The sequence below is a fragment of the Microbacterium sp. M3 genome (genome assembly GCF_033548675.1).
GTDB classification, from domain to species: Bacteria; Actinomycetota; Actinomycetes; order Actinomycetales; family Microbacteriaceae; genus Microbacterium; species Microbacterium arthrosphaerae.
The window spans coordinates 56038-76967 of the sequence record NZ_JAWTZT010000003.1 but is presented as its reverse complement, the minus strand read 5'-3'; the positions used below and the strand labels follow the sequence as shown (position 1 = coordinate 76967).

The following is a 20930-nucleotide window of genomic DNA, read 5'->3' as shown; positions in this document are numbered from 1 at the left end:
GATGCGGGCAAGACGGTCTTCTGTGACGATCGGACCGGTGTTCGGTGGTGTTTTCGTGTCAAAATGGAAACATTCGACGCCCAGGGGAGGCCGCCGACGATGCTGACGGAGAGTGAACGCGCGCTCGCGCGGGCCGTGCTCATCCACGGGCCGATCGCGCGCAGCGCCTTGACCAACCGGCTGGGGCTCTCGCCGGCGAGTCTCACGCGCCTGGCCAAGCCTTTTCTCGATCGCGGATACCTCGTCGAGCTCGACGATCTCGCGGACGGCTCGGTGGGGCGGCCCGTCCGGCCGCTCGACGTTGCCCCGGGGCTGGGCAGGTTCGGCGGCGTGAAGGTCACCGGCGACGCCCTCGAGGTGGTCGTCACCGATGTGCGCGCCGAGCCGGTCGCCCAGAGCGCCAAGCCGCTTGAGACCCACGAGCCGCGCGCGGTCGCAGGCCGGATCGCCGGCGCGCTGCGCGCGCTCGAGTCCGAGGCGCTGGTCGGCGTGGGGGTCGCACTCGGCGGCGCGGTCGACGACGGCATCGTCCGGTTCGCGCCCTTCCTGGAATGGGAGGACGTGGAGTTCGCGGCACTCGTCGAGCGCGAGCTCGGGGTGCCCGTCACCCTCGAGAACGACCTCGTCGCCCTTGCCGAGGCGGAGCGGTGGTTCGGGCTCGGGCGCGGAATGCCCGGCTTCGTCGTCCTCACGATCGGCGCCGGCGTCGGCTACGGCCTCGTCGTGGGCGGCGAGGTGGTCCGCTCGTCGGAAGCCGGACTGGGTCTCGGCGGGCACATCCCCTTGAGCGACAGCGGGCCGCTCTGCCAGGCGGGCCACCGAGGGTGCTCGCAGGCGATGCTCACGTCGGGGTCGATCTCCGCGCAGGTCTCGGCCGCGCTCCAGCGCCCCGTGTCCTACGAGGAGGCGCTCGCGCTCGCCGCGGCGGGCGAGCCGGCCGCGGTGGCCGTCATCGACGCCGCGGCCGACGCTCTGGGTCGGTTCATCTCCCTCGCCGCCAACCTCACGTTCCAGGATGCGGCCGTGCTGGCCGGCGAGGGCATCGGACTCTTCGCGATCGCGGAGGAGCGCATCCGCGCGGCGATCTGGGCCGGACGCGACCCTCGCGCCGAGCCTGTGCGGCTCTACGTCGACGACTCCGGCTTCGCCGCGTGGGCCCGCGGCGCGGCGGCGGTGGCGATCCAGTCCGCCGTCGACCGCCTACGCCTCGACTGAGAGACGCTCCGAGCGGTTCTTCCCTGCGGGTGTCGGCGGATGCCGGAGGCCGCGGCATCCGCTCGGGAATAACCTTGGTGCGGACGCGTTGCACCGGATACATTCATTTGCATAGATTCGTCCGACGGAGATCCCGCACGGCGAAGGAGCGGAGAAGCGATCGTGAGCGAGAGCACCACGTGGTCGGGAATGCAGTTCGGCATCTTCACGGTGAGCGACATCACCCAGGACCCGACCGACGGCACCACGCCCAGTGAGGCCGAGAGGATCCAGGCGACCCTGCGGATCGCGAAGCACGCCGAGGAGGTCGGCCTCGACGTCTTCGCCCTCGGCGAGCACCACAACCCGCCGTTCTGGTCGTCGTCGCCCACGACGACCCTCGCCTACATCGCGGCGCAGACCGAGCGGCTCGTCCTGTCGACCGCCACGACGCTCATCACCACGAACGACCCGGTGAAGATCGCCGAGGACTACGCGATGCTGCAGCACGTCTCGGGCGGTCGCACCGACCTCATGATCGGTCGCGGCAACACCGGTCCGGTCTACCCCTGGTTCGGCAAGGACATCCGCCAGGGGCTGCCCCTCGCGATCGAGAACTACAACCTCCTGCACCGCCTGTGGCGCGAGGACGTCGTGGACTGGGAGGGGAAGTTCCGCACGCCCCTGCAGGGCTTCACGTCGACGCCTCGCCCGCTCGACGGCGTCGCGCCGTTCGTGTGGCACGGGTCGATCCGCACACCCGAGATCGCCGAGCAGGCGGCCTACTACGGCGACGGCTTCTTCGCGAACAACATCTTCTGGCCGAAGGAGCACTACCAGCGCCTCATCACGCTGTACCGCCAGCGCTACGCCCACTACGGCCACGGCACGCCCGAGCAGGCGATCGTCGGCCTCGGCGGACAGGTCTTCATGGCGGCGAACTCGCAGGACGCCGTGAAGCAGTTCCGCCCCTACTTCGACAACGCCCCCGTCTACGGCCACGGCCCCTCGCTCGAGGACTTCAGCGAGATGACGCCGCTGACGGTCGGCTCGCCGCAGCAGGTCATCGACCGCTACGCCGCCATGCGCGAGACCTACGGCGACTACCAGCGTCAGCTGTTCCTGATGGACCACGCCGGACTGCCGCTCAAGACGGTGCTCGATCAGCTCGACATCCTCGGCGGCGAGGTGGTTCCGGTGCTGCGCAAGGAGCTGCAGAAGGGCCGCCCGGCGGAGGTTCCGGATGCCCCGACCCACGCGAACCGCGTGGCCGCTGCCTACGGCGACCAGGCGCCGCGCCAGGCCGTCCCCGGTGCGAACCGCGGCGACAACCTCGTCGGTGCGAGCCCCTACCAGGACAGCCCGGCGCCCGCGGGCGCGGCGTTCGGCCTCGGCCGGAAGGAGGCGTGAGATGACCACGGCACGCCGCATCGCGGTCGTCTCGGCCGGCCTGTCGAACCCGTCGTCGACGCGCATGCTCGCCGACCGGCTCGCGGTCGCCACGACGAAGCAGCTGGCTGAACGGGGCATCGAAGCGGAGGTCGACGTGTTCGAGCTGCGCGACTACGCCCACGACATCACGAACAATCTGCTCACGGGCTTCGCTCCGGCCGCCCTCGAGTCGGTGATCAACGCCGTCGTCTCGGCCGACGCCGTCATCGCGGTGACCCCGATCTTCTCGACGAGCTACTCCGGGCTGTTCAAGTCCTTCATCGACGTGCTCGACCCCGATGCGCTCACCGGCAAGCCGGTGCTGATCGGCGCGAACGCGGGGACCGCCCGCCACTCGCTCGCGATCGACTACGCCATCCGCCCGCTCTTCACCTACCTCCACGCGGAGCCGGTCTCGACCGGGGTCTTCGCCGCGTCGAGCGACTGGGGCGCCTCGGCCGACAACGTCGCGCCGCTCGGCGAGCGGATCGACCGGGGTGCGCGTGAGCTCGCCGAGGCGATCGCCCGCCGCGAGCCGGCGACCGACGCCGATCCGTTCGACCCCGCCAACTATCTCGGCGAGGGACGCTCGTTCGGCCACCTGCTCGGCGGCCTCGCGGGGGAGTAGCCCTCAGCCGAGGAACACGTCCTCCGGAGCGCGGAGGGGACGCCACCCGTCCTCTCCGCGCTCCTGCGCGTCGCCGAGGCCCGCGACGGCCGGCAGCACGTCGGCCTCCACCAGCGCACCGAAGTCCACGCCCGCGAGGTGCTCGATGTCGGCGACCGGCACCTGGAAGGTGCGGAAGGCCGCGAGCCGCGGGATCGCGAGGGCCCCTTGGCTCAGGTCGATGAGATCGGACTGGTCGAGCACGAATCCCGCGGCCTCGAGCACGGCCGGCAGTGCGTCGCCGTCGGGCGCCGGTTGCGGCATCCGCTCGTCCGCCGCCGTCCAGGCGACGACCTTGTAGAAGCGTCTCGGCACCTGGATGCCGCGATACGCGGGGTCGTCGGGGGCGAGCACGGGAGCCGTGAACACGCTGAGGCGCCGCCGCAGGGCGCCGGCGTACTCGAGGACGTGGTCCTCGAGGCCCAGCCACAGCTCTTTCGACTGATTGAACGCGCTCGCCTGCGGGGCGGCGTTGGGGTAGAAGAACGTGGCCTCCATCGCGCGTCGCGCCTCGGCCGGCGTGCCCCACCCCGGATCGCGGCGGCGCACCAGGTGGCCGCGGTCCAGGTCGTTGGCGGCGTACACGTCCGCGCCCGCCTGCTCCGCGTCGGGAACGCGCGGGTCGAGCCGCCACGTGCCGCTGCGCGGGAGGTCGCGCAGCGACGCGCCGTCGACGTTGACTCCCGTCACGGCGGCCAGGCGGCGGACGGGGTCGAGCAGCACGGTGAACCGCGGGTACGGGAGCTCGCGGATCTCGCTGTCTCCCAGCGGCCGCGGCAGCGGCACCGGCACGGGGAGGAAGCGGGGGTCGTATCCGGTCTCGTCGTCAGCCACGTCTCCATCCTGGCGTGCCGCCCGCCCGGCTCGAGCCGCCGCGTCCCGGCGAAGCCGCATTGTCACGTGCCGGCCAGGGCTTGGCAACCCCCGTGCCGATTCGGGGTCTGGGGGAGTGGGGTGGCCGGACACCGGGGGAGACCCGAGCGAGAAGAGGACGAGCATGTATTTCCACCGTCAAGAGCTCCAGCACAAGGCCACTCCGGATGCCCCGGACGCGGTCTACGCCCGCAAGCTGCAGGAGGTGCTCGGCGGTCAGTACGGCGAGATCACCGTCGCGCTGCAGTACCAGTTCCAGGCGTGGAACATGCACATCCCCGGCAAGTACCGCGACCTCGTGTTCGGCATCGGCGCCGAGGAGATGGGCCACGTCGAGATGCTCGCGGTGATGATCGCGCAGCTGCTCGAGAAGTCGCCGCTGGGCGTGACCGAGGACGCCGTGCAGGACGATCCGACGGTCGCCGCCATCGTGGGCGGCACCGATGTCCAGCACGCCATCGTCGCCGGCGCCGGTGCCCGCGCGGTGGACAGCAACGGCAACCCGTGGATGGGCTCGTACCTCACCTCGAGCGGCAATCTCCTCGCCGATTTCCAGGCGAACGCCAACGCCGAGATGCAGGGTCGGCTGCAGGTCGCCCGGCTGTACCACATGACCCAGGACCACGGCGTGCGCGACCTCCTGGCCTTCCTGCTCGCCCGCGACACGATGCACCAGAACCAGTGGCTCGCTGCGAGCGCGGAGCTGATGGAGGAGGGCGTCGAGGCGCTGCCCGTGCCGAGCAACTTCCCGCTCACCAAGGAGGAGCGCGACGTGGCGTACCAGTACATCAACTTCTCGGACGGCGCCGCCGCGGCGGAAGGACGCTGGGCGAGCGGCCCGACCCCGGACGGGCACGGCGAGTTCTCGTACGTCCCCGAGCCCGAGCCCGGCGTGCCGATGCCGCCGCCGACGCACCCCGACGCGCGCTTCTACGGCACGACCGACGTGCCGAACATTGTGGAGAAGGCGGCGGGCGGCATCCAGGACGCGATGACCAAGGAGTGAGGAGGAGCCGGCCGGCGGCACGGCGGCCGGCCGTGCTCATCACTCCGCGCGGGTGCCCCCGAAGCGCCGCGCGAGGACGGCGTCGATCCCCAGGCCGATCCCGACCGCGAGGACGACCGAGACGACCACGGCGACCACCGGGCCGCCGGGCAGCAACGCCGCCACCGCCGCCCCGATGAGTGCCTGGTACAGCGCCCACGCCAGCGCGGCCGCCGTCGCGATCGCCAGGTAGCGCGGCGCCCCGACCTTCGTGGCGCCCGCCGTCAGGTTCACCGCGAGCCGCGCGAAGGGCACGAAGCGGGCGGTGAACAGCACCAGCGCCGCGCGCTGCTCGAGCCGGGCCCGCGCCCACGCGAGGGCGGCGCGCACCCGGCGCGTCCGCATCCAGCGCCACCGCTCGAGCCCGATCGTGCGGCCGACGAGGTAGCAGGCGGCATCGCCGAGCACCGCGGCGACCGTCGCGACCACGATGACGGCACCGAGCCCCGGCTCGCCGGTCGACACCGACAGTGCGGCGAAGGCGGTGACGGCGGCCTCGCCGGGCACGACCACGAGGAACGCGTCGCCGAGCACCAGTGCGAACAGCACCGACAGCGCCCACGGGCTCTGCGCGACCTGGCTCAGCAGCTCCTCCACGTCTTCTTGGTAGCGGCCGCCGGTGAACGGCGACCGAACGAGGCACGTCCGGTGACCCGTCGTGGTGCATCCGGTGAACACTTGCGCGAGGGCGGTGTCCGCGGCATCCGTCGAGGCGGCGCGCCGTCACGCTGGAGGCGTGAGAGTCGCACTGCTCGCCGAATCGTTCCTGCCCCACATGAACGGCGTCACCGGGTCGGTCCTCCAGGTTCTGCGGCACCTCGCCGCAGAGGGCCACGAGACGCTCGTCATCGCGCCGAGGTCCGGCGAGGTCACCGCCGACCTCCACGGCGCCCGCACCGAGCTGCTGCGCTCGGTGCCCCTGCCGTCCTACCCCGAGGTGCGCGTCGTGTTCGCCCGTGCGGCGCGCCTCGCGGCGATCCTGCGCGCCTGGCACCCCGACGTCGTGCACCTCGCCTCCCCCTTCGTGCTCGGCTGGCAGGGCGTCGCCGCGGCGGACGCCCTGCGCATCCCGACGGTCGCCGTCTACCAGACCGACGTCGTGGCGTACGCGGAGAAGTACGGGATGCCGCAGGCCTCCGCGCTCGTCGGCCGCCACATCGCGCGTCTGCACCGCCGCGCGACCCTGACGCTGGCGCCCTCGACGGCGTCGATCCGGCAGCTCGAGGACCTCGGCGTGGACCGCCTGCGTCACTGGGGCCGTGGCGTGGACACCGCGCGGTTCGGTCCCGAGCGGCGCAGCGACGCGTGGCGCACCGCCGTCGCACGCGTCGCGGCCGGTGAGAGCGTCGTGGGCTACGTCGGCCGCCTCGCCCCCGAGAAGCAGGTGGAGGACCTCGCCGCGCTCGCCGCCCTCCCCGGCGCGCGCGTCGTCGTCGTGGGCGACGGCCCGTCGCGGGCGGGCCTGCAGCAGGCGCTCCCCGATGCCGTGTTCACCGGGCACCTCACCGGCACCGCGCTCGCCGAGGCACTCGCGAGCTTCGACGTCTTCGTGCACCCGGGCGAGAGCGAGACGTTCGGGCAGACCATCCAGGAGGCGCTCGCCAGCGGCGTGCCGGTCGTGGCGACCGGGGTCGGCGGCCCGGTCGACCTCGTGCGCTCGAGCGTCGACGGCTGGCTCTATCGCCCCGGCGACCTGCGCGACCTGCGGTCGCGGGTGGCCGACCTCGTGGGCGACGAGGGCAAGCGGCGCGCGTTCGCCGCGGCGGCTCGCGAATCCGTCCGGGAGCGGACGTGGGATGCCGTCTGCCACCGGCTCGTCGACCACTATGACGAGGCGCAGGCGCTCCGCCGCATCGACGACGCACAGGTGCAGCGGGGGGCGACGCGGCCGGCCGTGCCCACGCCGGCCGACACGCGGCCGTGGTCGAGGTTCGTGGCGCTCGGCGACTCGATCACGGAGGGTCTCTGCGACACGTCGCGCATGCCCGCGGGGGAGCTCCGCGGCTGGGCGGACCGGCTGGCGCAGCTGCTCGCACACGCGCGCGACACCGACGACCCGTTCCGCTACGCGAACCTGGCGGTGCGCAGCAAGCGGGTGAGGGACCTCCTCGACGATCAGCTGCCGCGCGCTATCGCGCTGCGTCCCGAGCTGGTCTCGATCCTGATCGGCGCCAACGACCTGGTCGGCCGGCGCGTCGATCCGCTCGCGGTCGCCGCGCAGCTGGAGGCCGCCGTCCGCACGCTGCGGGCGGCAGGCGCCGACGTGCTGCTCGTGACCCCCTTCCTGCCGCGCCGTCGCGCGGCGACGCTGTTCGCCCGGCGGTTCGCCGTGTTCTCGTCCGAGCTGCGGCGCATCGCCGCGCGCACCGGGGCGGTGCTGCTCGACACCGACGCGTTCGTCGACGACGCGTCGCGGCCGGCGATCGGCGACCTGGCGCTGTGGGCCGACGACAAGGTGCACCTGCGCTCGCGCGGGCATCGGTACCTCGCGTACCGGGCGGCGGAGGCGCTCGGCGTGCCGCACGCCGAGGCGCTGTCCGGCCTCGACGCGGCGCTGCACGCCGACGACGACACGGTCGTCGATGGCACGTGGCTGCGGCGCGACGCGCTGCCGTGGATCTGGCGTCGGCTGCGGGGACGCACGGCCGGCGACGGCCGGGCGCCCAAGCACACGGGCTACGTGCTGTTGGGGGGCGGGGGAGAGGTGCGCGCCCGCACGGCAGCGGGCTGAGGCATCCGTCGCCCCGCGAGGGAACCCGGGGGCCTACGCGCCCGGTTCGATCTCGCCGGCCTCGATGGCGGACTCGCGCTCCTCGAGCTCGAGCTCGTCGTCCTCGCGCTCGACCGCCTCGCGGGGGTCGAGCGTGGGCGGCGGCGTCTCGAGCTCCGCCTCGTCGTCGATCGGCACGTCCCGGTCGTCGTCCGGGATCCGCTCGCGGAAATCGCTCATGTCGGACTCGCGATCACCTTCGCTGGGCCGCTACCCGCTCTTGCGGCGGAACTCGCGCTTGGTCACGGCGCCGTGGGTGCCGTGGATCGCGGAGTCGGCGTCCATGTGCGCCTCGCCGTCGCGGTGCTGCGCGTTCTTCTTGTCGAGCGCTTCCTTGAACTTGCGCTTCATCTCATCGGATGCCGCGCTCGGCTTGCCGTCGGTGCTCATGTGCCCACCCTAGGCGGCGGGCAGGCCGGGGCGCCAGAGGATGCGGCCATCGCGGCGCCCGCTGATAGGCTTGTGCGGGTTGTCCTCTGGGCATCCGCTCAATTCCACATGAGCACGGTGCCGAGACAGGCACTGTGGAGCAGGCCGGCAGGAAGCTGGTCCCCTGTGGTGGGTTCCCCGTCGGCAGACGCCGGGTGGTCTTCTACTGGTGACCAGCGCTGGCGAGTCCCGCGGCATCGCCGCGCGCTGAGATCTGCCTGTTCCTGCTCCTTCGATCGACCCTCGCTCGGCGCACGGCCGGTGCGAGGCTAAACAAAGAAGGAGAGACCTCTTGGAAGGTCCTGAAATCACCGCCGCCGAAGCCGTCCTCGACAACGGCCGCTTCGGCACCCGCACCGTCCGGTTCGAGACCGGCCGACTCGCGCAGCAGGCACAGGGTGCCGTCGCCGCGTACCTCGACGAGGAGACGATGCTCCTGTCGGCGACCAGCGCCGGCAAGCACCCTCGTGAGGGCTTCGACTTCTTCCCGCTGACCGTCGACGTCGAGGAGCGCTCGTACGCCGCCGGCAAGATCCCCGGCTCGTTCTTCCGCCGCGAGGGTCGTCCCTCGACCGAGGCGATCCTCGTCTGCCGTCTCATCGACCGCCCGCTGCGCCCGTCGTTCGTCGACGGCCTGCGCAACGAGGTGCAGATCGTCGTGACGGTGCTCTCGATCGCGCCGGGCGAGTTCTACGACGCGCTCGCGATCAACGCCGCCTCGCTGTCCACGCAGATCTCGGGCCTGCCGTTCTCCGGCCCGATCGCCGGCGTGCGCCTGGCGCTCATCCCCGGCCACGGCGAGCACTCCGACCAGTGGGTCGCGTTCCCGACCGTCAAGCAGCTCGAGGAGGCCGTGTTCGACCTCATCGTCGCCGGTCGTGTGCTCGACGACGGCGACGTCGCGATCATGATGGTCGAGGCCGAGGCCACCGAGGGTTCGTGGAACCTCATCAAGGGCGGCGCGACCAAGCCCAGCGAAGAGGTCGTCGCACAGGGCCTGGAGGCCTCGAAGCCGTTCATCAAGGAGCTCGTCGCCGCGCAGAACGTCGTGGCGAACACCGCCGCCAAGGAGATCCAGGAGTACCCGGTGTTCCCGGCGTACAGCCAGGAGACCTACGACTTCGTCGCCGGCCGCGCGTACGACGAGCTGGTGGGCATCTACCAGATCGCCGACAAGCAGGAGCGCCAGAACGCCGACGACGCGGTCAAGGACCGCGTCAAGGCCGAGCTCATCGCCGCCGTCGAGGCGAGCGAGCTGCCCGCCGTCTCCACGCTCGAGTTCTCCGCCGCCTACAAGTCGGTGACGAAGAAGATCGTGCGCGGCCGCATCCTCACCGAGGGCGTCCGCATCGACGGCCGCGGCCTCGCCGACATCCGCCCGCTCGACGCCGAGGTGCAGGTCATCCCGCGCGTCCACGGCTCGGCGATCTTCCAGCGCGGCGAGACCCAGATCCTGGGCGTCACCACGCTGAACATGCTCAAGATGGAGCAGCAGATCGACTCGCTGTCGCCCGTCACGCACAAGCGCTACATGCACCACTACAACTTCCCGCCCTACTCGACGGGTGAGACGGGTCGTGTGGGCAGCCCGAAGCGCCGCGAGATCGGCCACGGGTTCCTTGCCGAGCGCGCGCTCGTGCCGGTGCTCCCGGCCCGCGAGGAGTTCCCCTACGCGATCCGCCAGGTGTCCGAGGCGCTCGGCTCGAACGGGTCGACGTCGATGGGCTCGGTGTGCGCCTCGACCCTCTCGCTGCTGAACGCGGGCGTGCCGCTGCGCGCCCCCGTCGCCGGCATCGCGATGGGTCTCGTCTCGGACGAGGTCGACGGCCAGACGCGCTACGCCGCGCTGACCGACATCCTCGGTGCCGAGGACGCCCTGGGTGACATGGACTTCAAGGTCGCCGGCACCAGCGAGTTCGTCACCGCGATCCAGCTCGACACGAAGCTCGACGGCATCCCGTCGTCGGTGCTGTCGGCCGCGCTCACGCAGGCCAAGGACGCGCGTCTGACGATCCTCAACGTGCTCAACGCCGCGATCGACGGCCCGGACGAGATGGCGCCGACCGCCCCGCGTGTGATCAGCGTGCAGATCCCGGTCGACAAGATCGGCGAGCTCATCGGCCCGAAGGGCAAGACGATCAACGCGATCCAGGACGAGACCGGCGCCGACATCTCCATCGAGGAGGACGGCACCGTCTACATCGGCGCGGTCGACGGCCCCTCGGCCGAGGCCGCCCGCGCCCAGGTCAACGCGATCGCCAACCCCACCAACCCGGAGGTCGGCGAGCAGTTCCTCGGCACCGTCGTGAAGATCGCGACGTTCGGCGCGTTCATCTCGCTCCTGCCCGGCAAGGACGGCCTGCTGCACGTCAGCGAGGTCCGCAAGCTCGCCGGCGGCAAGCGCGTGGAGAACGTCGAGGACGTCCTGTCGGTCGGCCAGAAGCTCCTCGTGAAGATCACAAAGATCGACGACCGCGGCAAGCTGTCGCTCGAGCCCGTGCTCGAAGAGGCGGCCGACCAGGAGGGTCGCGATGCGGCCAACCCCGGCCCCGAGGCGCCGGCCGAAGGCTGAGCCCGCGGCGGGTGACCGCCTCTCACACGGATGCCCGCCCCTCCCGGAGGGGCGGGCATCCGTCGTCCGGTCGCCTCGGCGTGGCGTATCCGGCGCGGATGACGTCGTGCACGGGCCGAAACTGCCGTGAATCCGCAGTTTTGACGCGCCGTGATCAAAGCGTTATGTAATGTTTATCGACAGTTCGCCTCATCGGCCGGTCCGCTGTCCGGACTGGCCTACCCTCTAAGTACGCGCCGGGGGGCGCGCGCACAGTGATCACGGAAGCTCCTGCGGGCGGTCGTGAGGGGGTGGCACATGGCTTACTTCGGCGTTGACTCGACGCTTCCTTCGGCGAGTCCGGATGCCGCGGCCTCCGCCGGTGCGCCGCAGGCCCCGCACGCTCGTGCCCCGCACCCCTCCGCACCCATCCCGGTGCAAGGGCCGTCGGTGGGGAGCAACGTGCGCGTCCCGCTGGGGGAGAGCGGTGCGGACGTGTTCCCGCTCATCCTCGGCGCGGCCGAGTTCGGATGGAACGTCGACCTCGAGTCGAGCCACGCGATCCTCGACACCTACGCGGAGCTCGGCGGCAACGCCGTGCACACGGCCGACAGCTACTCCAGCGGCCGCAGCGAGCACATCATCGGCCAGTGGCTGCACTCGCGAGGTCTGCGTGACGACGTCGTGCTGACGGTGCGCGTGGGCGGACACGCCGACAATCCGGGCCTGGGTCCGGTCCACCTGATCCGCGCGGTCGAGGCGTCGCTCACGCGGCTGCGCACCGACCGCATCGACGTGCTGTACCTCGATGCCACGACCGACCGTGAGACGTCGCTCGAAGACACGCTCGCCACGGCCGAGTGGCTGGTCGAGACGGGCAAGGTGCGCGCGCTCGGCGCCATCGGCTACAGCGCCGCCCAGCTCGTGGAGGCGCGGATCTTCTCCTCGGCGGGCTACCCGCGCATCACCGTGCTGGACGTGCCCTTCAACGTCCTGCGCCGCCACGAGTTCGACGCCGACCTCCGGCTCGTCGCGGGTGCCCAGGGCATGGCGGTGACGCCGTCGCACGCGCTCGAGCACGGGTTCCTCGCAGGTCGGCAGCGCTCCAAGCTGCGCGGCGCGCTCTCGGTGCGGGGCGCGCAGCTCGCCGCGAACCTCAACCGCCGCGGCAGCCGCACGCTGCGTGCCCTCGACGCGGTCGGCGCCGACCTCGGCGTGCCCGATGCCGCCGTGGCGGTGGCGTGGCTCCTGGCGCAGAAGCTCGTCACGGCGCCGATCGTCAACGCCTACGCGCCGCAGCACGTCGAGGAGCTCGTGCAGGGCGTCGGCGTGCGCCTGAGCCGCGCGCAGCTGTCCGACATCGGCCGCGCGTCGGTGTAGCAGCCGTTCGCCCGACCGCCCGCGCGGTCCGGTGCGCGGACCCTCAGCGATCCCCGTGCGCGCAGATGGGACGCGCCGTCCACAGCGTCGGCGGAGGCATCCGATCCGTGTCGTAGGGTGGATGAAGTGCCTCTCCGGGCACTCGATCCGGACCTGACCAACCTCGATGGCGAAGTGAGCGGCGTGACGCACTACATCTACCTCGTGCGGCACGGCGAACATCAGGACGCCGAGCACGGTCTGGTCGACGGGCCGCTCTCGCCGCGCGGTCGTCGACAGGCGTCGCTGCTGGCGGACCGCCTCTCGGGCGTGCCGTTCGACGCCGTGTGGCACTCGCCCCTCGAGCGCGCGAGCCAAACGGCGCGCGCCGTCGCCGAGCGCATGCCTTCGCTCTCGCCCGAGCCGTCCGCCCTGCTGTTCGACTGCGTGCCGACGGGGATGACCGAGGAGACCCCCGCCGCGTTCGAGCCGTTCTTCGGCGCGGTGACGGATGCCGAGATCGAGGCCGGCAGCGCGCAGATGTCTGATGCGGTGGCCGAGTTCCTCGCGCGCAAGCGCGGCGAGGTGCACGAGCTCCTCATCACGCACAACTTCGTCATCGCGTGGTTCGTCCGCGAGGTGCTGCAGGCGCCCGACTGGCGCTGGATGACGCTCAATCAGGCCCACTGCGGCCTGACCGTCATCGCGCAGAAGCAGGGGCGCCCCTGGACGCTGCTCTCGCACAACGACATGGCGCACCTCCCCGTCGAGCTGCGCACCGGGCTGCCCGAGATCTACCCGGTCTGACCGAGCCGCCCGCGCCCGGTGCGGCACCGGGCCGACGCCGCTGTCAGAGGGCCTTGCCGTACCAGCGCGACGCGTTGGGGTTGTCGTTGTAGGGCTCGATCTCGACGAAGCCGGTACGGGCGTACAGAGCGCCGGCGGCTTCGAGCGAGTGGTGCGTGTCGAGCACCAGCTCGGCGGCGCCGAACTCCCGCGCGCGCCGCTCCAGGTCGTCGACGAGGAGGCGCCCCCAGCCGCGCCCGCGGGTGACCGGACGCAGATACAGGTGCTTCAGCTCGTACCGGGAACCGAGCGGACCGGGCGGGATGCGACGGATGCCGGCGCATCCCTGCGCGACGCCCTCGTCGTCGTCGAGGACCACGAAGACACCGGCCGGCGGCTCGAACGCCGCCGGGTCGGGGAATGTCGTCCGGTACGCGACGCCCTGGAGGGTGAATCCCTCGGTGCGGGCCTGGAAGTACTCGGCCAGCAGCTCGTGTGCGTCGGGGGCGTCGGCGGGGGAGGAGCGCAGTGTCACCACCCCTCCAGCGTAGGCGCCTCGGCCGCCGGGGCGGCGCGGGCCCCCGCCTAGGATGGAGGCATGACGACACGCGTGGCCATCGTCGGCGGCACCGGCAAGCTCGGCGGCATCATCGCCGACGTGGTCGAGGCCGAACCGGGGTTCGAACTGGCCGCGGTGCTCTCGTCGCGCTCGGAGCTCTCGGAGCTCGACGGCGCCGATCTCGTCGTCGACGCGTCGACGCCGGCGGTGTCGATCGACGTCGTCCGCGCCGCCATCGAGCGTGGCGTCAACGTGCTGATCGGCACGTCCGGCTGGTCTGCCGAGCGCATCGCCCTCGTGCGGCCCCTCGTCGAGGCGGCGGGCACCGGGGCGCTCTTCGTCCCCAACTTCTCGCTCGGCTCGGTGCTGGGTTCTGCGCTCTCCGCCGCCGCGGCGCCGTTCTTCCCCTCGATCGAGATCGTCGAGGCGCACCGAGAGACCAAGATCGACTCCCCGAGCGGGACCGCGGTGCGCACCGCCGAGCTCATCGCCGCCGCGCGCGCCGGGGTCGGCCCCGTCGAATCGCCGCACGTCGACCAGCGGGCCCGCGGTCAGCAGGTCGCGAGCGTGCCCATCCACTCCCTCCGCCGGCCGGGCGTGATCGCGCGGCAGGAGACGATCCTCTCCGGAGCCGGCGAGTCGCTCACCATCGTCCACGACACCGTCGAGCCGGCGCAGGCCTATGCCCCCGGCATCCGTCTCGCCCTCGCGGCGGCGCGCGACGCGCGGGGCGTCACCGTCGGACTCGACAGCCTCATCGACATCGGCATCGGCCGCCGCACTGCGCCCGCCGACGCGCGTCCGGTCGACGAGGGCGGCGTCCCCGGTCAGGTCGCGCGCACGACGGGCGCATGAGCGCCCGCATCGGCGTCGCCGTCATGGCGGCGCTGCTGGCGCTGTACATCGTGCTCGTCGGGCAGCGTGCGTGGCTGCTGCTGACGAGCGGCGACGCCATCGCCGTGGGGATGGGGATCGCCCTCGTCGTGCTGCCCCTCATCGCGGCGTGGGCGCTCGGGCGGGAGCTGTGGTTCGGGGTGCGCGCTCAGCAGCTCGGCCGCCGTCTGGAGACCGAGGGCGGGCTGCCGCAGGACGACGTCGCGGTGCGCCCCAGCGGCCGCGTCATGCGCGAGGACGGGGATGCCGTCTTCCCCCGCTACCGCGCCGACGCCGAGGCGCACCCCGACGACTGGCGGGCGTGGTACCGGCTCGGCCTGGCGTACGACGCCGCCGGCGACCGCCGCCGCGCCCGCGAGGCGGTGCGCACCGCGATCCGCCTCGAGACGGCGGAACGCCGCGGCTGATCGCGTGTCGACGGCGTCAGCCGTCCGCCGGCACTGCCGCCGCGACGGCGTGTCGACGGCGTCAGCCGGCCGCGGGCACTGCCGCCGCGACGGCGTCCTCCACCGTGCGGTGCGTGAAAGCGAAGCCCGAGCCCTCCAGCGCCTCCGGCACCACGTGGGCGTCGGCGGTGAGGATCGCCTCGGTGGCGTCCGCGCCGAGCACGAGCTTCATGCCCCACACCGGAGCGCGCAGGAGGAACGGCCGGTTCATGCGCACGGCGAGCGCGAACCCCAGGTCGTTCGCGGTGGCGCGGGTGGGGCCGGAGAGGTTCACCGGGCCGGTGAGCCCGGTGTCGATGACGTGCCGGATCGCCGCCACCTCGTCGTGGAGCGAGATCCACGGCCACGCCTGGGTGCCTCGCCCGATCGGGCCCGAGACGCCGAGGCGGGTGAGCAGGAGGAGCGGCTTCAGCACGCCGTGCGGATGCACGACCGGCGCGGTCCGCAGCAGCGTCACCGCGGCATCCGGTCCCGCACCCGTCGCGGCGGCCTCCCATTCCCCGCACAGATCCGCCAGGAACGAGTCGCCGCGCGGGGCGGACTCGGTGAGCCGCGCGCCGGGCGCCGAGCCGTAGTACCCCACGGCGGAGGCCGAGACGAGGTGCGGGGCGTCCGGTCCGAGCTCCCGGACGGCGCGCGCGAGTGCGCGTGTGGGCACGATGCGCGACCACAGCAGCGTGTCCTTGTACGCCGCCGTCCACGGGAAGCGGCCGATGCTCGCCCCGTTGAGACCCACGACGGCGGCCGCCCCGGCCAGCACCTCCGGGTCGAGCGGCTGCTCGTCGGTGAGCCACTCCACCTCGTGCGCGGCCTGCGGAGGTCTGCGCACCAGGGTCGTGACGGTGAAGCCGTCGGCCCGGAGGCTCGCCACGAGCGCCTCGCCGATCAGGCCCGAGGCGCCCGCGACGACGACGCGGCGACCGGCGGAGACACCCCCGCCGGTGCCGGACGCGCCGGGATCAGGCAAGCGTCGCCTCGAGGGTGATCTCGACGCCCGCGAGGGCCTGCGAGACCGGGCAGCCCGCCTTCGCGCCCTGCGCGAGGCGTTCGAACTCCTCGGGGTCGAGCCCGGGGACCACCGCGTTGACGTTGAGGTGGCTGCCGGTGATGCCGGTGCCGGGTTTGAACGTCACCGAGGCGGTGGTGTCGATGGACTCCGGGGGAGTGCCGTTCTCGGCGAGCGCGAGCGAGAACGCCATGCTGAAGCACGACGCGTGGGCCGCGGCGATCAGCTCTTCCGGCGTCGTGACGGACGTCGAGCCTTCGCTGCGGGCCTTCCAGTTGACGGGGAACGTGCCCAGGCCCGACGACACGAACGTCGTCTCGCCGGAGCCGTCGAAGAGGCCGCCCTTCCAGGCGGTGGTGGCTTCGCTGGTGACGGTCATGTGGGGCCTCCTCGCTCGCGGGACGCCCGCGGTCCGGGCGTCAGGCGTCAGCCTAATCGGGACGGATGCCGCACCGCGACGGTCCCGGCCGGTCCAGTGCGCGTCAGGCCGACGCCGGCCGCGCCCGGCCCACGACCCCCGCCCGCTGCAGCAGCAGGTAGAGCTGGCAGCCGAGGCACAGGCCGAAGACGGCGTTGAGGAATGCTGCGACGAACGCCGCGGCGGCGGCGAGGACCAGGGCCCACGGCACCCCGCACAACTGCAGGACCAGCCCGGTGGCGGCGACGAAGAGGCCGACGCCCTGCGCGAAGCGCGGTGGGCGCGGGTCCTCGAGCTCGGTCGGCGCGGAGAGGCGAGGTGCCACGACCTTGCGGAACAGCACGCCCCAGGGGGCGGTGCGCGGCGACACCACGCCCCACAGGAACAGCAGAGCCGTCACCAGCAGCAGCAGGAACGCGGGATCGAGGATGCGCTGCAGCGGCGTGGCGTAGGTGATGAGCCACGGGCTGCCGCCCGCGAGGAACGCTAAGGACCCGCCGCCGGGCGCGAAGACCGCGCCGGCGAGCGGCTGATACGCGAACCAGCCGAACGACGCCGTGCTGTCCTCCGGCAGCCGCGCGGTCGACAGCCCCGTCAGCCCGAGGAACACGACGCCCAGCAGCAGCGCCGACGTGATCCCGGCCGCGAAGCGCGGGCCCCGAGGGTCGATGCCACGTGCGGCGCGGACGGTCCGCTCAGACATTGGCGTCCTCCGCGGTCAGGCGGTTGAGCTCGAGCTCGAGGACCTCCCGGCTCGGCGCGCCCCCGAAGCGGGTCTGCACCATGCCGTGGCGGTCCAGCACGAGCGTCGTCGGCGTCTGCAGCACGCGGAAGTGCTTGGCGATGTCGGGGCGGTGGGTGAGGTCCACATCGAGATGGCGCACGCCCGGGTGGTCGTCGGCGATCGCCGCGAGCGTGCGATGGACGCCCGGGCAGCGGGCGCACATCTCGGTGCTGAACTGCAGCAGGGTGGCCGCCTCGCCCAGGCCGTCGGCGCCGAGTCGATGCGGCTCGACCACCTCGTGCACCACCCGGCGGCGGGCACGAGACTGTCGCCAGTTGAGGAACGCGCCGAGCGCCACGGTCGCCGCGAGGAGCACGGCGAGTGCGATGAGGGCGCCGACGAGGGTCACAGCAGATCAGGGTAACCCCTTTCACCTGAATAGAGGCCGGATCGGCGAAGATGACGGGAATCGACGTAACACGGGCTCGGCTCCTCCCTCGGCGGAGGCCGGCGCGGGACGGCCCCCGTCGGCTGCTCCCCGGTATCGTGGCTGGCGTGACCACGCCGATCCCGACCCCGTACGAGGACCTGCTGCGCGACGTGCTCGACAACGGCACGCACAAGGACGACCGCACCGGCACCGGCACCACCAGTGCCTTCGGCCGGCAGATCCGCTTCGACCTCTCGCAGGGCTTCCCCCTCATCACCACCAAGCGCGTGCATTTCAAGTCGATCGCGTACGAGCTGCTGTGGTTCCTCCGCGGCGAGTCGAACGTGGCGTGGCTGCAGGAGAACGGCGTCACCATCTGGGACGAGTGGGCGGATGCCGCGGGCGAGCTCGGTCCGGTCTACGGCGTCCAGTGGCGCTCCTGGCCGACGCCGTCCGGCGACCACATCGACCAGATCGCGCTCGTGCTGGATCAGATCCGGGCGAATCCGGACTCGCGCCGGCTGATCGTGTCGGCCTGGAACCCGGCCGACATCCCCGATATGGCCCTTGCGCCGTGTCACGCGATGTTCCAGTTCTACGTGGCCGACGGCCGGCTCTCGTGCCAGCTGTACCAGCGCAGCGCCGACCTCTTCCTTGGCGTGCCCTTCAACATCGCGTCGTACGCGCTGCTGACCCTCATGGTCGCCCAGCAGGCGGGCCTCGAGCCGGGCGATTTCGTGTGGACGGGCGGTGACTGCCACATCTACGACAACCACGTCGAGCAGGTGCGCGAGCAGCTGAGCCGCGACCCGTACCCGTACCCGACGCTGCGCCTCGCGCGGAAGCCCGAGTCGATCTTCGACTACCGCTACGAGGACTTCGTGGTCGAGGACTACCGGCATCACCCCGCGATCCGCGCCGCGGTGGCGGTGTGACGGTTCCCGTCGGCCTCGTCTGGGCCGAGGCGCGCGGCGGCGTGATCGGCGCCGACGGCGGCATGCCCTGGCACGTGCCCGAGGACCTCGCCCACTTCAAGGCCGTGACGATGGGCGCGCCCGTCGTCATGGGGCGGCGCACGTGGGAGTCGTTCCCGCCGCGGTTCCGCCCGCTGCCGGGTCGCCGGAACATCGTGGTGACGCGGCAGGAGGCTTGGACGGATGCCGGAGCCGAGCGTGCGTCCTCGCTCGAGGCCGCCCTCGCCCTGGCCGGCGCCGACGGGCCCGAGCGCGCCTGGGTCATCGGCGGCGGAGGGCTGTTCCGCGAGGCCATCGGCGGGGCCGGCATCCTGGAGGTGACCGAACTCGACCTCGGCGTGGACGGCGACACCTACGCGCCGGACCGGAGCGGCTGGCGCACGGCGGCGGTCGACCCGGCCGAGGGCTGGCACACGTCCAGCTCCGGCATCCGCTACCGCTTCCTGACACTGGAACGTCCGGAGGGTCCCCTCGCCTGAGCGGCATAGGCTGGCCCGCATGGCGAAGACGGCACTCATCACCGGAGCGAGCTCGGGACTCGGCGCGGAGTACGCCCGCCAGCTGGCGGCGCGCGGCGCCCACCTGGTGCTCGTCGCACGCGACCGGGCGGCGCTCGACGACCATGCCGCGCGGCTGCGACGCACCTACGGCATCGAGGTCGAGGTGCTGGTCGCCGATCTGCTGAAGCCGCGCCAGCTCGCGAAGGTGGTCGCGCGGGTGGCCGACCCCGAGCGACCCGTCGAGATGCTGGTGAACAACGCGGGATTCGGGCTGCCGCTGGCGTTCGAGCGCAACGACATCGAGGACGAGGTGGAGCACCTGCGCCTGCACGTCGAGGTGCCGATGCGGCTGACCCACGCCGCGCTGGGCGCCATGCTCGGTCGTGGCCACGGCCGGATCGTGAACATCGCGTCGGTCGCGGCGTTCATCCCGCGCTCCACGTACGGGGCGTGCAAGGGGTGGCTCGTGGGCTTCAGCCGCTGGGCCAACGGGCGCTACGCGCCCTCGGGCGTGACCGTGACGGCGGTCTGCCCCGGCTACACGCACACCAGCTTCCATGAGCGCATCGGCCTGCCGCCCGGCCAGGAAGGGGTGCCCGACGCGCTCTGGCTGAACGCGCGCGACGTCGTCTCCGAGTCGCTGCGGGATGTCTCGCGGGGCCGCCCGGTCTCGATCCCGTCGCTGCGGTACAAGGCGCTCGTCGCCCTCGCGCGCTTCGCACCGCCGGCTCTGGCGTCCCGGCTGGGCGAGCGCGGACGGTAGCGCGCCCGCCTGCCGGGGCCGCGGCATCCGTCACACCACCACCGCCCGTGCGCAGCCGGCGCGGCATCCCGATAACCTGAAGACATGACGCATACGGGCAACCCCTTCGGACAGGTGCTCGTCGCGCTCGTCACCCCCATGACGGCCGACGGCGAGGTCGACTGGCCCGCTGTCGAGAAGCACATCGACGACGTCATCACCGCGGGGGCCGACGGCATCGTCGTGACCGGCACCACCGGCGAGACGTCGACCCTCACCGATGCGGAGAAGATCCGCCTGGTCGAGGTGGGAAAGGATGTCGCAGCCGGGCGGGCGAGCATCATCACGGGCGGCGGATCGAACGAGACCGCGCACGCCATCGAGCTCTACAAGGCCAGCGAGAAGGCCGGCGCCGACGGCATCATGATCGTCACGCCGTACTACAACAAGCCGACCCAGGCCGGCATCCTCACGCACTTCCGCCTCGTCGCCGACGCCACCGACCTGCCGGTGATCCTCTACGACATCCCGGGCCGCACCGGCGTGCCCATCCGCTACGAGACGATCCTGCGCCTCGCCAAGCACCCCAACATCCTCGCGATCAAGGATGCCAAGGGCGACTTCAGCGAGGTGAGCCGCGTGCTCAATCAGACCGACCTGATGTACTTCTCGGGCGACGACGCCAACGTGCTGCCGCACCTCGCGATCGGAGCCACCGGCCTGATCGGCGTGACCGCGAACATCGCGGCGCAGCCGTACCGGGTGATCGTCGACGCCGTGAACAGCGGCGACCTGAAGGCGGCGACGGCCGCGCACATGCAGCTCGAGCCGCTCGTGCGCGCCGTGATGACCCACGTGCCCGGCACGGTGTCGGCGAAGTACATCCTGCACGGCCTCGGCCGCATCGGCAGCCCGCGCGTGCGACTGCCGCTCGTCGGGCCGGAGGAGTGGGAGGCCGCCAAGATCGAGGACGAGCTCGCCCTCGTCTCCGACGTCCCGGGTGCCGACTTCTCGAACTTCCGTCCCGACCGCAACGCCGCCGCCGGCGGTGCGCTGCCGAAGGTCTCGGGCACGACGAGATGACAACGCGTGCCGCCGCGGCGGCACGACAACATTCGCAACGGATGCCCAG

The 20930-nt window shown here is 72.3% G+C and carries 23 protein-coding genes; 14 read left to right on the top strand and 9 right to left on the bottom strand.

All coding sequences use genetic code 11. The features are described 5' to 3' along the window. The first annotated feature begins 63 nt into the window (after positions 1-63). The 3 genes from R8Z57_RS10150 to R8Z57_RS10140 all read left to right on the top strand — a co-directional run bounded on the left by R8Z57_RS10150 (position 64) and on the right by R8Z57_RS10140 (position 3253). A complete protein-coding gene (locus R8Z57_RS10150) occupies positions 64-1215 on the top strand; it encodes an ROK family transcriptional regulator (RefSeq protein WP_318353649.1) in 1152 nt (383 codons plus the stop codon). Positions 1216-1404: 189 nt separating this feature from the next. Continuing rightward, on the top strand, positions 1405-2604 hold the full coding sequence (locus tag R8Z57_RS10145) for an LLM class flavin-dependent oxidoreductase (protein WP_318354076.1): 1200 nt from the start codon (positions 1405-1407) through the stop codon (positions 2602-2604). Position 2605: 1 nt separating this feature from the next. Then, a complete protein-coding gene (locus R8Z57_RS10140) occupies positions 2606-3253 on the top strand; it encodes an FMN reductase (protein WP_318353648.1) in 648 nt (215 codons plus the stop codon). A 3-nt stretch (positions 3254-3256) separates the two neighbouring features. Here the strand turns inward: R8Z57_RS10140 and R8Z57_RS10135 are convergent, their stop codons facing one another. Further along, a complete protein-coding gene (locus R8Z57_RS10135) occupies positions 3257-4126 on the bottom strand; it encodes a DNA/RNA non-specific endonuclease (RefSeq protein ID WP_318353647.1) in 870 nt (289 codons plus the stop codon). A gap of 163 nt (positions 4127-4289) precedes the next feature. Between R8Z57_RS10135 and R8Z57_RS10130 the strand changes: the two genes are divergently transcribed. Continuing rightward, positions 4290-5171 (top strand): manganese catalase family protein, encoded by an 882-nt coding sequence (locus tag R8Z57_RS10130; RefSeq protein ID WP_318353646.1) that lies wholly within the window; start codon positions 4290-4292, stop codon positions 5169-5171. 39 nt (positions 5172-5210) lie between these two features. Here R8Z57_RS10130 and R8Z57_RS10125 read toward each other — a convergent pair whose 3' ends face one another. Beyond that, positions 5211-5807, bottom strand: coding sequence for a DedA family protein (locus R8Z57_RS10125; RefSeq protein ID WP_318353645.1), 597 nt, complete (start codon positions 5805-5807; stop codon positions 5211-5213). Positions 5808-5946: 139 nt separating this feature from the next. Here R8Z57_RS10125 and R8Z57_RS10120 point away from each other — a divergent pair, with 139 nt between their 5' ends. Next, on the top strand, positions 5947-7941 hold the full coding sequence (locus R8Z57_RS10120) for a GDSL-type esterase/lipase family protein (protein WP_318353644.1): 1995 nt from the start codon (positions 5947-5949) through the stop codon (positions 7939-7941). A 33-nt stretch (positions 7942-7974) separates the two neighbouring features. Here the strand turns inward: R8Z57_RS10120 and R8Z57_RS10115 are convergent, their stop codons facing one another. Continuing rightward, complete coding sequence (locus tag R8Z57_RS10115) at positions 7975-8160, bottom strand: hypothetical protein (protein WP_318353643.1); 186 nt, start codon at positions 8158-8160, stop codon at positions 7975-7977. A gap of 30 nt (positions 8161-8190) precedes the next feature. Beyond that, positions 8191-8370 (bottom strand): DUF5302 domain-containing protein, encoded by a 180-nt coding sequence (locus R8Z57_RS10110; RefSeq protein ID WP_318353642.1) that lies wholly within the window; start codon positions 8368-8370, stop codon positions 8191-8193. 331 nt (positions 8371-8701) lie between these two features. Between R8Z57_RS10110 and R8Z57_RS10105 the strand changes: the two genes are divergently transcribed. The 3 genes from R8Z57_RS10105 (at position 8702) to R8Z57_RS10095 (ending at position 13126) form a co-directional block, all read left to right on the top strand. Further along, complete coding sequence (locus tag R8Z57_RS10105) at positions 8702-10981, top strand: polyribonucleotide nucleotidyltransferase (RefSeq protein ID WP_318353641.1); 2280 nt, start codon at positions 8702-8704, stop codon at positions 10979-10981. A gap of 297 nt (positions 10982-11278) precedes the next feature. Beyond that, complete coding sequence (locus R8Z57_RS10100) at positions 11279-12340, top strand: aldo/keto reductase (RefSeq protein WP_318353640.1); 1062 nt, start codon at positions 11279-11281, stop codon at positions 12338-12340. A gap of 183 nt (positions 12341-12523) precedes the next feature. Next, the gene (locus R8Z57_RS10095; protein WP_318354075.1) at positions 12524-13126 is read left to right on the top strand and encodes a histidine phosphatase family protein; all 603 of its coding nucleotides are present in this window, start codon (positions 12524-12526) and stop codon (positions 13124-13126) included. A 43-nt stretch (positions 13127-13169) separates the two neighbouring features. Here R8Z57_RS10095 and R8Z57_RS10090 read toward each other — a convergent pair whose 3' ends face one another. Beyond that, positions 13170-13643: a GNAT family N-acetyltransferase gene (locus R8Z57_RS10090; RefSeq protein ID WP_318353639.1), complete on the bottom strand. Its 474-nt coding sequence runs from the start codon at positions 13641-13643 to the stop codon at positions 13170-13172. Positions 13644-13703: 60 nt separating this feature from the next. Between R8Z57_RS10090 and dapB the strand changes: the two genes are divergently transcribed. Next, positions 13704-14519: a 4-hydroxy-tetrahydrodipicolinate reductase gene (dapB, locus tag R8Z57_RS10085; protein ID WP_318353638.1), complete on the top strand. Its 816-nt coding sequence runs from the start codon at positions 13704-13706 to the stop codon at positions 14517-14519. Further along, positions 14516-14965: a tetratricopeptide repeat protein gene (locus R8Z57_RS10080; protein ID WP_318353637.1), complete on the top strand. Its 450-nt coding sequence runs from the start codon at positions 14516-14518 to the stop codon at positions 14963-14965. The genes dapB and R8Z57_RS10080 overlap by 4 nt, the downstream gene beginning before the upstream one ends. 61 nt (positions 14966-15026) lie before the next feature. Here R8Z57_RS10080 and R8Z57_RS10075 read toward each other — a convergent pair whose 3' ends face one another. The 4 genes from R8Z57_RS10075 to R8Z57_RS10060 form a co-directional block, all read right to left on the bottom strand. Beyond that, entirely contained in the window at positions 15027-15971 is a 945-nt protein-coding gene (locus tag R8Z57_RS10075) for a TIGR01777 family oxidoreductase (protein WP_318353636.1), read from the bottom strand. Continuing rightward, positions 15964-16389 carry an OsmC family protein gene (locus R8Z57_RS10070; protein ID WP_318353635.1) on the bottom strand — a complete coding sequence of 142 codons (426 nt, stop codon included), beginning with the start codon at positions 16387-16389 and terminating at the stop codon, positions 15964-15966. Before R8Z57_RS10070 ends, R8Z57_RS10075 begins: the two co-directional genes overlap by 8 nt. Positions 16390-16492: 103 nt before the next feature. After that, positions 16493-17131, bottom strand: coding sequence for a DUF4395 domain-containing protein (locus R8Z57_RS10065; RefSeq protein ID WP_318353634.1), 639 nt, complete (start codon positions 17129-17131; stop codon positions 16493-16495). Further along, positions 17124-17561, bottom strand: coding sequence for a thioredoxin family protein (locus tag R8Z57_RS10060; RefSeq protein WP_318353633.1), 438 nt, complete (start codon positions 17559-17561; stop codon positions 17124-17126). The genes R8Z57_RS10065 and R8Z57_RS10060 overlap by 8 nt, the downstream gene beginning before the upstream one ends. A 146-nt stretch (positions 17562-17707) precedes the next feature. Between R8Z57_RS10060 and R8Z57_RS10055 the strand changes: the two genes are divergently transcribed. From R8Z57_RS10055 to dapA, 4 genes are all read left to right on the top strand, one after another. After that, on the top strand, positions 17708-18517 hold the full coding sequence (locus R8Z57_RS10055; RefSeq protein WP_318353632.1) for a thymidylate synthase: 810 nt from the start codon (positions 17708-17710) through the stop codon (positions 18515-18517). Beyond that, positions 18514-19035, top strand: coding sequence for a dihydrofolate reductase (locus R8Z57_RS10050; RefSeq protein ID WP_318353631.1), 522 nt, complete (start codon positions 18514-18516; stop codon positions 19033-19035). Before R8Z57_RS10055 ends, R8Z57_RS10050 begins: the two co-directional genes overlap by 4 nt. Before the next feature lie 19 nt (positions 19036-19054). After that, positions 19055-19819: an SDR family oxidoreductase gene (locus R8Z57_RS10045; RefSeq protein WP_318353630.1), complete on the top strand. Its 765-nt coding sequence runs from the start codon at positions 19055-19057 to the stop codon at positions 19817-19819. An 84-nt stretch (positions 19820-19903) separates the two neighbouring features. Continuing rightward, positions 19904-20881, top strand: a complete 978-nt coding sequence (dapA, locus tag R8Z57_RS10040) for a 4-hydroxy-tetrahydrodipicolinate synthase (protein ID WP_318353629.1) — start codon at positions 19904-19906, stop codon at positions 20879-20881. Positions 20882-20930: the final 49 nt, after the last annotated feature.

What these genes read in the sequence shown, in the direction of transcription:
- R8Z57_RS10045 (WP_318353630.1), top strand. Translation starts at nt 19,055, where the DNA reads ATGGCGAAGACGGCACTCATCACCGGAGCGAGCTCGGGACTCGGCGCG.
- R8Z57_RS10080 (WP_318353637.1), top strand. Translation starts at nt 14,516, where the DNA reads ATGAGCGCCCGCATCGGCGTCGCCGTCATGGCGGCGCTGCTGGCGCTG.
- R8Z57_RS10145 (WP_318354076.1), top strand. Translation starts at nt 1,405, where the DNA reads ATGCAGTTCGGCATCTTCACGGTGAGCGACATCACCCAGGACCCGACC.
- R8Z57_RS10150 (WP_318353649.1), top strand. Translation starts at nt 64, where the DNA reads ATGGAAACATTCGACGCCCAGGGGAGGCCGCCGACGATGCTGACGGAG.
- R8Z57_RS10070 (WP_318353635.1), bottom strand. Translation starts at nt 16,389, where the DNA reads ATGACCGTCACCAGCGAAGCCACCACCGCCTGGAAGGGCGGCCTCTTC.
- R8Z57_RS10065 (WP_318353634.1), bottom strand. Translation starts at nt 17,131, where the DNA reads ATGTCTGAGCGGACCGTCCGCGCCGCACGTGGCATCGACCCTCGGGGC.
- R8Z57_RS10110 (WP_318353642.1), bottom strand. Translation starts at nt 8,370, where the DNA reads ATGAGCACCGACGGCAAGCCGAGCGCGGCATCCGATGAGATGAAGCGC.
- R8Z57_RS10130 (WP_318353646.1), top strand. Translation starts at nt 4,290, where the DNA reads ATGTATTTCCACCGTCAAGAGCTCCAGCACAAGGCCACTCCGGATGCC.
- dapA (WP_318353629.1), top strand. Translation starts at nt 19,904, where the DNA reads ATGACGCATACGGGCAACCCCTTCGGACAGGTGCTCGTCGCGCTCGTC.
- dapB (WP_318353638.1), top strand. Translation starts at nt 13,704, where the DNA reads ATGACGACACGCGTGGCCATCGTCGGCGGCACCGGCAAGCTCGGCGGC.
- R8Z57_RS10100 (WP_318353640.1), top strand. Translation starts at nt 11,279, where the DNA reads ATGGCTTACTTCGGCGTTGACTCGACGCTTCCTTCGGCGAGTCCGGAT.
- R8Z57_RS10115 (WP_318353643.1), bottom strand. Translation starts at nt 8,160, where the DNA reads ATGAGCGATTTCCGCGAGCGGATCCCGGACGACGACCGGGACGTGCCG.
- R8Z57_RS10140 (WP_318353648.1), top strand. Translation starts at nt 2,606, where the DNA reads ATGACCACGGCACGCCGCATCGCGGTCGTCTCGGCCGGCCTGTCGAAC.